Genomic DNA, 12,840 nt, shown 5'->3' with positions numbered 1-12,840 from the left:
TTGTGAATATGAGCGCTGGAGAGCTGGAGGAAAATGACTCAGTAAAGGCAAAATCGGCGCACACAACACTCCTTCAATCTACCACCGTTCGTCCTGAGCCTGTCGAAGGACCTCTCAGAGCGCCAGATCCTATTTCTGAAACCTGAATTGGCGAGACGTGAGACCCGAAACGGACCGCAGCCCCTAAACTCCACCCGTTCGTCCTGAGCTTGTCGAAGGACCTCCCAGAACGCCAGACCTACTTCAGTGGGGTAACCATTGATACGTCTGTATTGCATAACGCCCTTCGACAAGCTCAGGGCGAACGGAGTGGGTGGCGGTGCTCTCTGGCGTTCTTGGTTGGTTTTAAGCGAGCAGGTTAAAGTGTTGGGGGGAATTCGAAGAAAAGGCGGCGGGCCTTGGTTGGCCGCCGCATGTCTGGATCGAGAGAGGGCTCAGTCTGCTGGGACGCAGCGGGCGGCGGCCCAGGCGCGTAGGGCCAGCATGTCTTCCGCCATTACGACAGAGAGAGGTTGGGTGTTGCTGATTTCTTCCAGCACCAACTCTGTCGTCAACGGCTGTCCCAGGGCGGCGGCGGAGTAGAGGGCGGAGACAACCGCTTGCTCGATTTCGGCCCCGGTAAAGCCGTCGGTGGACTCCGCCAGTAACTTTGCGTCGAAGTTGGCGGGGGAGAGGCCGCGTTTTTGTAAATGGATGTCGAAAATAATCTGGCGCACGTCCAGAGTAGGCAGGTCCACGAAGAAGATTTCGTCGATACGGCCTTTGCGCATCAGCTCCGGCGGCAGCGATTTGATATTGTTGGCGGTGGCGACCAGGAAGACCGGGTGTTTGTTCTCCGACATCCAGGTAAGCAGCGTGCCCAGCACCCGCTTGGAGACGCCCTGGTCATTGCCGTCCTGTCCCAGGCCTTTTTCGATTTCATCAATCCACAGTACGCAGGGAGACATCAACTCCGCCAGTTGCAGCGCTTCGCGCATGTTTCTCTCGGTCTCACCGAAGAACTTGTTGTATAGCGCGCCCATGTCCATGCGCAGCAGCGGCAAGCCCCACATTCCTGCGACGGCTTTGGCGGCGAGGCTCTTGCCGCCGCCTTGTACGCCCAGCAGCATAATGCCCTTGGGCGGATCGAGCTGCGCTTCCGACTTGCCTTCGACGAAGGTGACCCGCCGCTGCTGCAGCCACTTCTTCAGGGACTCCAGCCCACCTACGTCGGTAAACTTGGCGGTGTCGTATTCAAAACTCAGCACGCCTTCCATTTCCATCAGTTCGAACTTGGCGCGGTTCACTTCAGGTATATCCGATTGCGTGATGGCTCCGTCATCGAATATCGCGCCCCGCGCCAGTCGGCGAGCCTCTTCGAAGGTGACCCCGGACATGTTGCGGACCAATTGCTGCAGCGTCTTGTTGTCGGTTTTCACCTTTTCGCCATAGTGCTGCTGCGACCAGCGCGCGGCTTCTTCTCGTACAATGTTGATCAACTGATCTGCGTTGGGCAGACGCATCTTGAAGTTGGCGCTCAGGTGTTTGAGCTCTCCAGGGATGTTCATTGTATGGCTCAGGAGAATGACGGTATGCCCGTTATTGCGGTGAGTCAGGGCGATGTCTTTGAGCAGGCGGATGTGCTTGGGCTCGTCATCCAGGTAAGGGTGGTAATCGCAAAGAACAAAGATACTGGCGGTATGGCTGCGTTTGATGTGCTCCAGAATCTTTTCCGGATCTTTCAGCTTATCCTCCTGCTCCAGATCAAAACCGAAACCCATTCGCTTCAGGCCGTCTGTGACGGTCCAGGCGAACAGCGGCAGGCTTTTCTTGATCGCCAGGCGGGTAACGGTGTCCAGCACTCGGGTTTCTTCATGGCTTTGAATCACTATCAGGGGGATTCGGGAATCAATCATCAGTCCCAGGTCATGTACTTCGGGCATAGGCGCCTCTGCTCTCTGCGGTGTCGTCAAGGTTGTGTTTGTCCTGAAAGCAAGATTACCATAGCCCCAGCCCCGGCATGAACCGCCGCGCGCAGCCAGTTCAGTAAACGCACGGAAACAGTCACGTATAAGGCTCTCCGATTGGAAGCCGTAGAAGGATACGCATTCATGTCCGCCCGCCACCCCATTATCGCTCTGACCGGATCTTCCGGCGCCGGCACCACTACCGCCAGCCGCACTATGCAAAAGATCTTCGTGGAAGAGGGCGTGAACGTCGCGATTGTGGAAGGCGACAGCTTTCATCGCTATACCCGCGAGCAGATGGCGGAGCTGGCCCAGCAGGGGCGCTATGGTCAGTGGAATCACTTCTCTCTGGCCGCCAACCATATCGATAAACTGGAAGAGCTGTTCTGCGATTACGGTCAGAACGGCCAGGGTCGCTTTCGTCATTATATTCATGACGACGATATGGACCTGATCCGGGGCGGCGGCGCTCCGGGCACGTTTACGCCCTGGCAATCGCTGCCCAATCAGACGGACTGTCTGTTTTATGAAGGACTGCATGGGGGCGTCAGCACTGACGATTACGATATCGCCAGCCATGTGGACTTACTGATCGGCGTGACGCCGATTGTGAATCTGGAGTGGATTCAGAAGATTCACCGCGACACTCATGACCGCGGTTATAGCCAGGAAGCAGTGGTGGCGACGATTCTCAATCGGATGGAGGACTATGTGCGTTGCATCGTGCCGCAGTTTTCCCAGACCCATATCAACTTCCAGCGGGTGCCGACGGTGGATACATCCAACCCCTTCATCATGCGGGAGATTCCCAGTCATGACGAAAGTTTTGTGGTGATCCGTTTCCGCAACCCCCGGGAAGTGGACTTTCCTTATCTGATCAACATGATCGCCAACGCCTTCGCGTCCCGTCATGATACCCTGGTGGTGCCCGGCAACAAGCTGGCGCTGGCCATCGACCTGATTATCCGGCCTATGGTGCTGGAGATGATCGAGCGCAGTCGGACCTAGCCCTGAAAGCGCTCCAGAGGTGACTGCCTCTCAGCGAAACTTCCCGAGAAAGCGTACGACCACGGCGATGATCACGCCGCTGAAATAACCGAGCAAGTGGGCCTGCTCCGCGACAGGACCGCCAATCAGATGCGCAATCTGGCCTTCATCATAATAAGGCGTCTGCTCCCAGATAATCTTGCCGGTGACGCCGACAAACAGCACGATTAACACCCAGCGAGGAAAGCGTCCTCCCCCCAACACGCCAAGCACAAGCAGTCCGTGTAATACGCCGGATAGGCCGACATAGGTGCGGGTGGTCTTGTAAAACAGCAATAATCCGATGGATATCAAAAGACTCAGGAGCCCCAGATAGAGAGGAAAACGCCAGTTTTTGAAATTGTGGTCGAAAGAGTCGTAAATCAGGTAGGCCGCAACAGCGTTCAGGGCCAGATGAACCCAACTCAGGTGCACGAAATGGCCGCTGATCAAACGCCAATAATCGCCGCTCATGATTTCCGGGCGATTGAAATTGAGCAGATAGCCGTACCAGTGAGAGATGACTTGCATTAAAACAAGAAGGGCTGCGAAAAGCAGCCCAATCTTGTTCAACGTCAGGGATAAAGAAACGCGATTAGTCATTTATGCCTGTTCCGTCGAATGTATACGCCTGTCTTGAAGACTTGATCAATAAGGCATATTGCGAGAATAGAAGATCTCCAGCATTTCCTTTTGCAGACGTTCCCTGATATTGGAGGCTTCGTTGGCGGTCAGCTCGCTGATACCGGTTCCAAACAGATAATTATCCAGGTTGAATTCCTTCAGAATCATCTTGGTGTGGAACAGGTTCTCCTGATACACGTTCACGTCGATCATCTGATAGGCTTCCTGAGTGTCTTCACTGAGGAAGTTCTGAATCGAGTTGATGTCGTGATCGATGTACAGCTTGGCGCCGTCGATGTCACGGGTGAAACCGCGTACGCGGTAGTCGATGGTGACAATGTCGGAATCGAAGCTGTGAATCAGGTAGTTCAACGCCTTCAACGGAGAAATCAGACCGCAGGTGGACACATCGATGTCCGCGCGGAATGTGCTGATGCCGTTGTCGGGATGACTTTCCGGATAGGTGTGCACGGTCACATGGCTTTTATCCAGGTGAGCGACCACCGCATCGGGCAGCGGTCCGGGCGACTCTTCGCTGGAGTCGGCCGGCGGGGGCACTTCGTGTTCGGCGATCAGCATGGTGACGCTGGCGCCGTGTGGATCATAATCCTGCCTGGATACGTTAAGAATGTGGGCTCCGATAATTTCCACAACGTCGGTCAGAATTTGTGTGAGGCGCTCGGCGTTATATTGCTCATCGATATAAGCAATATATTCCTGTCGGTGTTTCTCCGATTGCGCGTAGCAAATGTCGTAAATATTGAAACTTAGCGATTTCGTCAGATTGTTGAAACCGTGGAGTTTGAGCTTTTCAGACATCTCAGACCCTCAGTAGATTTGCTGTTCAACACATCGCCGGAAGATCCGGCGCCTACATTCACACAGTGTTCAGACCTGCTCTTCAGACAATCCGGCGAAACCGGAGAATGCGCCGGACGACTGCCCGGAAAAGAGGTCCCGGACGGCATATGTCCCGGCTGCGGAAAAGCCGCATATTATGCAGGCTAAGATAGCCGTTGGATAGTGCAATTTAATGTCGCGTTTATGAGTTTTTCTTATTAAAACCGGGCGAGCGATTATCAACTTCATTAAACGGGCGGCTTATTGCGCCCGTTTAAAGAGTAATCGATGCTGACAGTGTAAATATTTGAGGGCGGTGGAGTTTTTTGAAAGCCGCTTACTGGGCGTCCTCAGGGGCGCGAATTTCAAAGTCGTGGGTGATTTCCACGCCGCCTTTTTCCAGCATGATGGAGGCGGAGCAGTATTTCTCGGCGGACAGGTCCACGGCGCGTTTCACCACAGGGTCGCGCAGATCTCTGCCGGTGACGACGAAGTGGATATGAATCTTGGTGAATACGGCGGGAACTGCGTCGGCGCGCTCCGCGGTGATTTCCGCCACACAGTCGGTGACGTCGGCGCGGGCTTTCGTCAGGATGCTCATGACGTCAAAAGAGGTGCAGCCGCCAAGTCCCAGCAACAGCATTTCCATCGGGCGCGGGCCTTGATTCTGACCGCCGTGATCGGGAGGGCCGTCCATCACCACGTCATGGCCGGAGCCGGTCTTTCCGATGAACTTGGCGTCGCCGCCCCAGGTAATGGTCGCTTTCATCTCATACTCCCACTGGATTTTCAGACTCGCAATAGCCGCAACTGCGCGGGGCGGTCAGAGTAGCATAACTCCTTGTCGTGGAAAATATTTCACAAAAGATGGTCTATACTGTGGGTAGTAACCCGCAGTAAAACGCCTGCAGGCGGATATTTACGTCTGATCGCCGCATCACGGTGAAACGAAACAGCTGGCGTCTGGACAACTGAAACACTGAAATAAAGAGGACAGGCCGGCGAGATAGTCACACTTATGTGATGCAGGCCGCATTGACGCCCCATGACCTCCATCAGGCGCAGGGGGAAGGGCGGGGCGTCTCTTGCCTAAAGTGATTATTCGTGCTTAATTTAAGGAACATCTTGATAATTAAGCGGTTGCGGCCAAGCGCCGATCGGCTTCGGAGCGACTCCAAAGCGCCGGATACCCGAGTCGAAACGCCTGTGATGGTTATTAAACAATTAGAAAAACGTTATACCGAACTCAGCGAAACATCCAAGGCGGATAAGTTTCTGCGCCAAAGGTAATGAATGGGACATTAACATGGTCACGATTGCTAAACCGGTCGAGCATAAAACCAAACATCTGGATTACTTCCTGTCGCAGTGCCATCGTCGCCGCTATCCCAGCAAAAGCACCATTATTTATGCTGGCGATAAGAGCGATTCACTGTTTTACATCGTCAAAGGGTCTGTGACGGTCATCATCGAAGACGACGACGGTCGTGAAATGATCATGGCGTATCTGAACGCCGGAGACTTTTTTGGCGAGATGGGATTGTTCGATCAGGATCAAATGGGCTCCCGCAGCGCATGGGTCAAAGCCAAGACCGAGTGCGAAGTGGCGGAGATCAGCTACACGAAATTTCGTGAAATCGCTCAGGAAGACCCCCGCGTACTGTATTTCATCGGCGAGCAAATGGCCTCGCGCTTACGCCAGACCACCCGGAAAGTGGGCGACCTCGCGTTTCTCGACGTGACGGGCCGGGTCGCGCGCACCCTGCTTGATCTGTGTAAGGAGCCGGACGCGATGACGCACCCGGACGGGATGCAGATCAAAATCACCCGTCAGGAAATTGGGCGCATCGTGGGGTGTTCCCGGGAAATGGTCGGCCGCGTGCTGAAGGCGCTGGAAGATCAGGGGCTGGTGCAGGTCAAAGGGAAAACCATGGTGGTATACGGCACCCGGTAATTCTATTCAGTCAGTTGGAACTACAAAAAACGGCGCAATGCGCCGTTTTTTTTCGCTTAGCCTTTTCTCTATCACGTCTTTGTACGACGGGCGGAGAAGCGTAAACCCAGGAGTCCCAGCAATAGAAGAACCAGTGCGGGGGGCTCGGGAACATTGCGAGGATCGTCCGGGCCGGGGACGTCAAAGATAATGTCGTCGAAGCCAATGCCCGCCGGATCAGTGTTATAGATAGAAATCCCGGCGATATCCTGAAGCCCGCCTTCACGGGCGAAGCCAAAATAGTCCGTGCCGAGACTGGTGGGCATGATGGTGTCCAGGAGCGAACCATCGCGGGCCCAGAATTCAAACACGGCTGATCCGAGGTTGCCGCCCACCGACTGGAATCCGAATTCGGACTGATCGTTGTCGAACAGGATGGCGACAGCGCCTTCGCCGATAGCGTCAAAGTTGGGCCATCCCAGACGTCCGAGACCGGTGAGAACATTGCCGTCGGCGCCGTAAGTAAATACGTTGAGATTACGGCCGGCGGCTCCGACCGATAAGGTCAACGCCCCGCCGGTCGGCGTGCCGCTGAGAATATCCGAATTGCCGCTGGTGGAAAGTATTTGGCCGTCAAACTTTTCGGCGAACGAGGCGCCCACCAAGTCAATAACTCCGTCGTAGTTCGTTCCTGGCGCGCCGCCGCCAGCGACGGATTCAAAATCAATGAGGACATTGCCGGAAAGGCTGAAATAATCCACCTGATTGATCATCGCCGCGTGCGTCACGGTCGCCGACAGGAACAGCGCGGAGGTCGCCACATAGGCTTTGAGGTTGGTTTTCATTGTCACTGCACTCCCTAATAAAACAGACGCCTTCAAAGGCTTTTATTAATAGCGCGGTGTAAAGCGTTGACGCGGAAGGGCCAACAAGAGTCGTTATAGTTATTGATGCAAACAAGCACGGCGCGCTTGCCTGACAAATAGTAAGTATAGGCGCTCTGCAGTGAATAGGTTAAAAAATGCGCTAAATTTTGCTGGGGAGACGGTAGTCGCCTGTCTGCAATAGAGTTATTTTTGAGCCTGTCAGTGACAGGCGGCTTCCATTGACGCAGCGTCAATGAGTCCGGCGTTCCCTCGCCGGTGAGTGGGAAATCGACAAGACTCAATTTCTCCAGAAGGGCTTGCTGGTTTCCTGACGGCGATCCTCTTCGGTAATTCCCAGATCCCTGAGCAGGTGGTCATTCAAATTGGCCAACTCGCGCCGGGTTCGCGCCTGCTTTATCCATCGCTGTGTTAAATTTTTCAGTCTGGTTAGGAAATCTAATGACTCTGCTTGCTGTGCGTTCTGTGCTAATCTGATTGCGGTTTTCATATCTGGCCTCCTGTGTTGTAGAGATAGTACGGCGGCTAGACTTGGCGTTAAAACGATATGTCCTAATTCATGGATTAGTAAAACTTATGAGTAGATTGGTTCATCAGTTGAAGTCCCTGTGGGTGTTGGATGTGGTGTTGCGCACAGGCTCATTCACCGCGGCGGCGGAAAGACTGAATGTGACTCAGTCGGCGGTCAGTCAGCATGTTAAAGCGTTGGAGGCGGAGTTCGGTCCTTTGTTTGAGCGTGGCGCGAGGAGTCTGACGCCAACGCAAACGGCGCTACGTTTGGGCCCGCACCTGCGCAAGGGATTCGATCACCTGGAGGAGGGCGTAGAGGCGATTCGCCGCTGCTGCAACCAGATTACCGTCAGCGTATTGCCGTCCTTCGCCAGCGCCTGGCTGATTCCCCGATTGCATAAGTTCAACGCAGAGTTTCCCGACATTGACATCCGCATTACCATGTCCAACGACGTGGTGGACTTTCGTGACGCCGATGTGGACGCAGGCATACGTTTCAGCTCCCGCACCTTTCCCGAACTGATCGTGAAAGACCTGGCGGGAGAGGAAATCTTTCTCGCAGCGAGCCCGGAGCTGGCCAAAGGTATTGGTAACGACCTTCGCGTGTTGAAAGATCATGTGCTGGTGGATTCAGATGCGCCGGACAGCTTCAACTGGAGCGCTTGGAAGAAAGCCGCGGGACATTCTGATCTGGAGCCGCGCCGCCGTATCATCATCTCTGACTCCAGTCAGGTGATTCGTCTTGCCTTGGCGGGACAGGCGGTCGCTTTGGTGCGCAGGATACTGGTGCAGGAAGAGCTGAGCGCGGGACGCCTGGTAAAGCTGTTCGATTTTAGTTTGCAGATAGATCAGCGCTATTTACTGGTCATGCCTACACGTTCGCGGGGTAATGCGGCGTTAAGGCATTTCACACAATGGTTGCAACAGGAGATTGAGGCAGCGTCAGCGCCGCAGTAAGGCGGCGCGTAACAGATAAGAAACGAGCGTGGCTGGGCTTAGAGAAACAGCTCGCGCAATTTCGCCCCGGGGTCGTCCGCCCGCATGAAGGACTCGCCCACCAGGAACGTATTGACCCGGTGGTGCTGCATCAAGGCCACATCTTCTGGCGTATGGATGCCGCTCTCCGTGACGACGATACGATCTTCCGGGATACGGTCCAGCAGATTGATCGTTGTATCAAGGGAAACGTCAAAGGTGTGCAGGTCGCGATTGTTGATGCCTAGTAATGGCGTATTCAACTCCAGGGCGTATTCCAGCTCCTGAGCGTTATGCACTTCCACCAGCACGTCCAGGTCGATTTCTCTGGCTTTGGCGCAGTAGCTCTTCATCTGTTGGGGCGTTAACGCCGCCGCGATTAACAGAATACAGTCCGCATTGAGCAGGCGACTTTCATACACCTGATACTCATCCACGATGAAATCTTTGCGCAGCACCGGCAGAGACGTGGCGTTGCGAGCCTGAATCAGGTACTGATCGGCGCCCTGAAAGAAATCAATATCGGTGAGGACGGAAAGACAGGCTGCGCCGCCTTGTTCATAGCTCTTGGCGATGGCTTCGGGATCGAAGTTTTCCCGAATTACTCCTTTGCTGGGAGAGGCCTTCTTGATCTCTGCAATCACCGCTGGGGCATTGTGCTGAAACCGCTTTTCAATGGCGCGGGCGAAACCGCGCACGGGGCCGGCCCGGTGCAAGCTGTCTTTCAGAACGGACAAAGGCTGGCGCATCTTGCGCGCTTCCACTTCCTGTTTTTTACGGTCAATGATCTTTCTCAGAATCGTAGGCGTGTCGTTCATAGGTTGACCTTTATTCCTCTTCCTTAAAGCAGGCCGAAAAACTGGCCAGCTCTTTTAGTTTAGCAAAGGCCAGCCCGGAACCAATCGCATCCTGGGCCATTTCCACGCCTTCTTGGAAGGAGCGGGCCAGGTCTGCGGCGTAAATCGCCGCCCCAGCGTTAAGGGCGACAATGTCCCGAGCTTTTTGTGACGTTTGATCCGTCGCTTTGGTCAGCGCTGCTTCAATCAGTTTCAGGCTTTCCTCTGCGCTGGTCACGGTCAGGCCGTCCAGAGAGCGGCGCATGATTCCTGCGTCTTCTGGAGTAAGCGTGTATTCGGAGATTTTACCGTCTTTCAGCTCCGCCACGTGGGTTTCACAGGCGAGGCTGATTTCGTCCAGGCCATCCGCAGCGGAGACGACCAGGACATGAGTGCTGCCCAGTCGTTGCAGTACTTCCGCCAGCGGCAGGCACAGCAATGGATTGAACACGCCGATGACCTGCTTGGTCACGCCGGCGGGATTGGTCAGAGGCCCCAGCATGTTGAAAATGGTGCGGATGCCCATTTCCCGGCGCGGCCCGATTGCGTGCTTCATGGCGCTGTGATGGGCGGGTGCGAACAGAAAGCCGACACCGATTTCTTTGACTGCGCGGGCGACCTGCTCGGAGCTCATGTCCAGATTGATCCCGGCGGCTTCCAGCACATCGGCGCTGCCGGAGCGGCTGCTGACGCTGCGGTTGCCGTGCTTGGCGACTTTGCCGCCCGCGGCGGCCACGACAAAGGCGGCGGCGGTGCTGACGTTAAACAGATTGGAGCCATCGCCTCCGGTGCCGCAGGTGTCTACCAGATGCGGATCGTCGATATCGACTTTGCTGGCCAGCTGGCGCATGACCTGGGCTGCGCCGGTGATTTCACCGACGCTTTCGCTTTTGAATCTCAGCGCCACCAAGAACCCGCCAATCTGTGCGGGAGTGGCCTGTCCGGTCATGATCTGCTGCATGACCTCAATCATTTCTTCGGTGGTGAGGTCTTTTCTATCGACAACTTTGGCGATAGCGGCTTTGATATCCATGGCGCAACTCCTCGTAGTTTTTAGACTATGTTGTTTTCTTATCCGGCGCGCAATTAAACCTAAGCTTACGCCGTTGGCTGATATCCGACTTAGCGGCTGACCGATTGCTGCAGGAAGTTACGCAGTAAGTCGTGGCCTTGTTCCGTGAGAATGGACTCCGGGTGGAATTGCACGCCTTCTATCGCCAGTTCCTTGTGACGCACGCCCATGATTTCTTCCAGACCGCCGTCTTCATTCTGGGTCCAGGCGGTGACTTCCAGGCAATTCGGGAGACTGTCCGCGCGGATGACCAGTGAGTGGTAGCGGGTCGCTTCAAACGGATTGTTGAGACCTTTGAATACGCCGATGTCGTTGTGATACACCTTGGAGGTCTTGCCATGCATGACTTTGCCGGCGCGAATCACTTCACCGCCGAACGCCTGGCCGATGCTTTGATGACCCAGGCATACGCCCAGGATAGGAAGTTTACCGGCGAAATGTTTGATCGCCGCGACGGATATCCCCGCTTCATTGGGCGTGCAGGGCCCAGGGGAGATCACCAGGTGCTGCGGTTGCAGCGCCTCAATTTCTTCTATCGTGATTTCATCGTTGCGATAGACGCGCACGTCGGCGCCCAGCTCGCCCAGATACTGCACGACGTTGTAGGTAAAAGAGTCGTAATTATCAATCATCACCAACATGTTCAAACCCTCAAAATTCTGTCTGTGTATTCGCCGTCATGTGATCGCAGGCTCATAGCCCTTTTTGCGCCATAGCCACGGCGCGGAACACGGCGCGGCCTTTGTTGAGGGTTTCCTTCCATTCCAGGCGCGGCACGGAATCGGCGACTACGCCGGCCCCGGCCTGAATATAAAGCGTCTTGTCCTTGATAACCGCTGTGCGAATGGCGATGGCGGTATCCATGTTGCCGTTCCAGGACAGATATCCGATGGCGCCGCCGTAGACGCCGCGCTTAACCGGCTCCAATTCGTCGATGATCTCCATGGCGCGGATTTTTGGGGCGCCGCTCAGCGTGCCGGCGGGCAGGGTGGCGCGCAGTACGTCAATAGCGCTCAAGCCCTGACGCAGTTTCCCGGTGACATTGGAGACGATATGCATCACGTGCGAGTAACGTTCGATCACCATCTTGTCGGTCAGTTCGACGCTGCCGATATCGCTGACGCGGCCGACATCGTTGCGGCCCAGATCGATCAGCATCAAATGCTCGGCGAGTTCTTTGGGGTCAGCCAGCAGCTCTTCTTCCAACGCATTGTCTTCCGCCTCGGTGGCGCCCCGCTTACGAGTGCCGGCGATAGGCCGCACGGTGGCGACGCCGTCTTCCAGGTGGGCGAGAATTTCCGGGGAGGAGCCGACTACATGAAAATCCCCGAGATCCAGGTGGTACATATAAGGAGAGGGGTTGAGGCAGCGGAGAGAACGATACAGGTTGATGGGCTCGGCGGTGAAGGGGACGGACATGCGTTGGGAGATCACCGTTTGCATGACGTCTCCCGCCAGCACGTATTCCTTGATCTTCTCCACGGCGGCTTCGAAGTTCGGCTGCGTGAAACCGGAAGTGAAATCCTCTTCGGCAATCTGCAGGTCTTGCTGGACATGCAGGTTGTGCTCGGGAATGGGGCGTCGCAATAGCGTTTCCAGTTCATCCAGACGGGCCTGGGCGCGTTCGCTGGCTTCCGCTGCGCCGGGATCGACATGATGAATCAGCATCAGGCGGCCGCTCAGGTTATCGAACACCACCAGCTCATCCGACACCATCAACAGAATATCCGGCGTGCCCAGCGGGTCCGGCGGCGTGCTTTTAGCCAGCTTCGGTTCAATGTAGCGAATGGTGTCGTAGCCGAAGTAGCCCACCAGTCCGCCGTTGAAACGGGGCAGGCCGTCTACATCCGGCACTTTGAAACGTTGCTGGAAGGTTTCGATATAGGCCAGCGGGTCTGTGCATTCGGTGGACTCGACGAGCGCATTGTCTTCATAGAAATTGATTTGATGCCCATGAACTTTCAGCACGCTGCGACAGGGCAGACCAATGATGGAGTAGCGCCCCCATTTATCGCCGCCCTGAACGGATTCCAGTAAGTAGGTATAGGGCGCGTTGGCCAGTTTCAGATAGGTGGACAGCGGGGTGTCCAGGTCCGCCATTACTTCGCGGACGACCGGTACGCGGTTATATCCCGCCTGATGATAGGCGGCCAATTGTTCGGGTGTCATGATGAATCTCGCCTCCGAGCTCGAA

Annotated in this window: 13 protein-coding genes; 3 read left to right on the top strand and 10 right to left on the bottom strand. The window is 55.4% G+C overall.

The window, feature by feature from the left end:
* Nucleotides 1–434 precede the first annotated feature (434 nt).
* Complete coding sequence (locus KP814_RS15875) at nucleotides 435–1,922, bottom strand: AAA family ATPase (RefSeq protein WP_216737682.1); 1,488 nt, start codon at nucleotides 1,920–1,922, stop codon at nucleotides 435–437.
* Between the two features lie 168 nt (nucleotides 1,923–2,090).
* Here KP814_RS15875 and KP814_RS15870 point away from each other — a divergent pair, with 168 nt between their 5' ends.
* A complete protein-coding gene (locus KP814_RS15870) occupies nucleotides 2,091–2,954 on the top strand; it encodes a phosphoribulokinase (protein ID WP_216737681.1) in 864 nt (287 codons plus the stop codon).
* A 30-nt stretch (nucleotides 2,955–2,984) separates the two neighbouring features.
* Here KP814_RS15870 and rrtA read toward each other — a convergent pair whose 3' ends face one another.
* From rrtA to KP814_RS15855, 3 genes are all read right to left on the bottom strand, one after another.
* Entirely contained in the window at nucleotides 2,985–3,575 is a 591-nt protein-coding gene (gene rrtA, locus KP814_RS15865; RefSeq protein ID WP_216737680.1) for a rhombosortase, read from the bottom strand.
* 45 nt (nucleotides 3,576–3,620) lie between these two features.
* On the bottom strand, nucleotides 3,621–4,415 hold the full coding sequence (gene speD / locus KP814_RS15860; RefSeq protein ID WP_216737679.1) for an adenosylmethionine decarboxylase: 795 nt from the start codon (nucleotides 4,413–4,415) through the stop codon (nucleotides 3,621–3,623).
* A 358-nt stretch (nucleotides 4,416–4,773) separates the two neighbouring features.
* Nucleotides 4,774–5,205: an OsmC family protein gene (locus KP814_RS15855; RefSeq protein ID WP_216737678.1), complete on the bottom strand. Its 432-nt coding sequence runs from the start codon at nucleotides 5,203–5,205 to the stop codon at nucleotides 4,774–4,776.
* Between the two features lie 537 nt (nucleotides 5,206–5,742).
* Between KP814_RS15855 and crp the strand changes: the two genes are divergently transcribed.
* Nucleotides 5,743–6,390: a cAMP-activated global transcriptional regulator CRP gene (gene crp, locus KP814_RS15850; RefSeq protein WP_011399839.1), complete on the top strand. Its 648-nt coding sequence runs from the start codon at nucleotides 5,743–5,745 to the stop codon at nucleotides 6,388–6,390.
* Nucleotides 6,391–6,461: 71 nt separating this feature from the next.
* Here the strand turns inward: crp and KP814_RS15845 are convergent, their stop codons facing one another.
* Nucleotides 6,462–7,214, bottom strand: a complete 753-nt coding sequence (locus KP814_RS15845) for a hypothetical protein (protein WP_216737677.1) — start codon at nucleotides 7,212–7,214, stop codon at nucleotides 6,462–6,464.
* Between the two features lie 319 nt (nucleotides 7,215–7,533).
* On the bottom strand, nucleotides 7,534–7,743 hold the full coding sequence (locus tag KP814_RS15840; protein WP_216737676.1) for a DUF1127 domain-containing protein: 210 nt from the start codon (nucleotides 7,741–7,743) through the stop codon (nucleotides 7,534–7,536).
* Nucleotides 7,744–7,829: 86 nt separating this feature from the next.
* Between KP814_RS15840 and KP814_RS15835 the strand changes: the two genes are divergently transcribed.
* Complete coding sequence (locus KP814_RS15835) at nucleotides 7,830–8,720, top strand: LysR substrate-binding domain-containing protein (RefSeq protein ID WP_253938415.1); 891 nt, start codon at nucleotides 7,830–7,832, stop codon at nucleotides 8,718–8,720.
* Nucleotides 8,721–8,758: 38 nt separating this feature from the next.
* Here the strand turns inward: KP814_RS15835 and trpC are convergent, their stop codons facing one another.
* The 4 genes from trpC to trpE form a co-directional block, all read right to left on the bottom strand.
* Nucleotides 8,759–9,556, bottom strand: a complete 798-nt coding sequence (trpC, locus tag KP814_RS15830; protein WP_216737675.1) for an indole-3-glycerol phosphate synthase TrpC — start codon at nucleotides 9,554–9,556, stop codon at nucleotides 8,759–8,761.
* A 10-nt stretch (nucleotides 9,557–9,566) separates the two neighbouring features.
* Entirely contained in the window at nucleotides 9,567–10,607 is a 1,041-nt protein-coding gene (trpD, locus tag KP814_RS15825; RefSeq protein WP_216737674.1) for an anthranilate phosphoribosyltransferase, read from the bottom strand.
* An 89-nt stretch (nucleotides 10,608–10,696) separates the two neighbouring features.
* Nucleotides 10,697–11,287 (bottom strand): aminodeoxychorismate/anthranilate synthase component II, encoded by a 591-nt coding sequence (locus KP814_RS15820; protein WP_216737673.1) that lies wholly within the window; start codon nucleotides 11,285–11,287, stop codon nucleotides 10,697–10,699.
* Nucleotides 11,288–11,339: 52 nt separating this feature from the next.
* Complete coding sequence (gene trpE, locus KP814_RS15815) at nucleotides 11,340–12,815, bottom strand: anthranilate synthase component I (RefSeq protein WP_216737672.1); 1,476 nt, start codon at nucleotides 12,813–12,815, stop codon at nucleotides 11,340–11,342.
* Nucleotides 12,816–12,840: the final 25 nt, after the last annotated feature.

It is taken from the genome of Hahella sp. HN01, from assembly GCF_018986435.1.
In the GTDB taxonomy this organism is placed as follows: Bacteria; Pseudomonadota; Gammaproteobacteria; order Pseudomonadales; family Oleiphilaceae; genus Hahella.
The sequence above is the reverse complement of the archived record's forward strand: the minus strand, read 5'-3'. Positions and strand labels throughout refer to the sequence as shown.

Bases quoted from the DNA above. Each gene is read 5' to 3' on its own strand.
- KP814_RS15845 (WP_216737677.1), bottom strand. From the start codon at position 7,214: ATGAAAACCAACCTCAAAGCCTATGTGGCGACCTCCGCGCTGTTCCTG.
- trpE (WP_216737672.1), bottom strand. From the start codon at position 12,815: ATGACACCCGAACAATTGGCCGCCTATCATCAGGCGGGATATAACCGC.
- trpD (WP_216737674.1), bottom strand. From the start codon at position 10,607: ATGGATATCAAAGCCGCTATCGCCAAAGTTGTCGATAGAAAAGACCTC.
- trpC (WP_216737675.1), bottom strand. From the start codon at position 9,556: ATGAACGACACGCCTACGATTCTGAGAAAGATCATTGACCGTAAAAAA.
- crp (WP_011399839.1), top strand. From the start codon at position 5,743: ATGGTCACGATTGCTAAACCGGTCGAGCATAAAACCAAACATCTGGAT.
- KP814_RS15855 (WP_216737678.1), bottom strand. From the start codon at position 5,205: ATGAAAGCGACCATTACCTGGGGCGGCGACGCCAAGTTCATCGGAAAG.
- KP814_RS15875 (WP_216737682.1), bottom strand. From the start codon at position 1,922: ATGCCCGAAGTACATGACCTGGGACTGATGATTGATTCCCGAATCCCC.
- speD (WP_216737679.1), bottom strand. From the start codon at position 4,415: ATGTCTGAAAAGCTCAAACTCCACGGTTTCAACAATCTGACGAAATCG.
- rrtA (WP_216737680.1), bottom strand. From the start codon at position 3,575: ATGACTAATCGCGTTTCTTTATCCCTGACGTTGAACAAGATTGGGCTG.
- KP814_RS15840 (WP_216737676.1), bottom strand. From the start codon at position 7,743: ATGAAAACCGCAATCAGATTAGCACAGAACGCACAGCAAGCAGAGTCA.
- KP814_RS15870 (WP_216737681.1), top strand. From the start codon at position 2,091: ATGTCCGCCCGCCACCCCATTATCGCTCTGACCGGATCTTCCGGCGCC.
- KP814_RS15835 (WP_253938415.1), top strand. From the start codon at position 7,830: ATGAGTAGATTGGTTCATCAGTTGAAGTCCCTGTGGGTGTTGGATGTG.
- KP814_RS15820 (WP_216737673.1), bottom strand. From the start codon at position 11,287: ATGTTGGTGATGATTGATAATTACGACTCTTTTACCTACAACGTCGTG.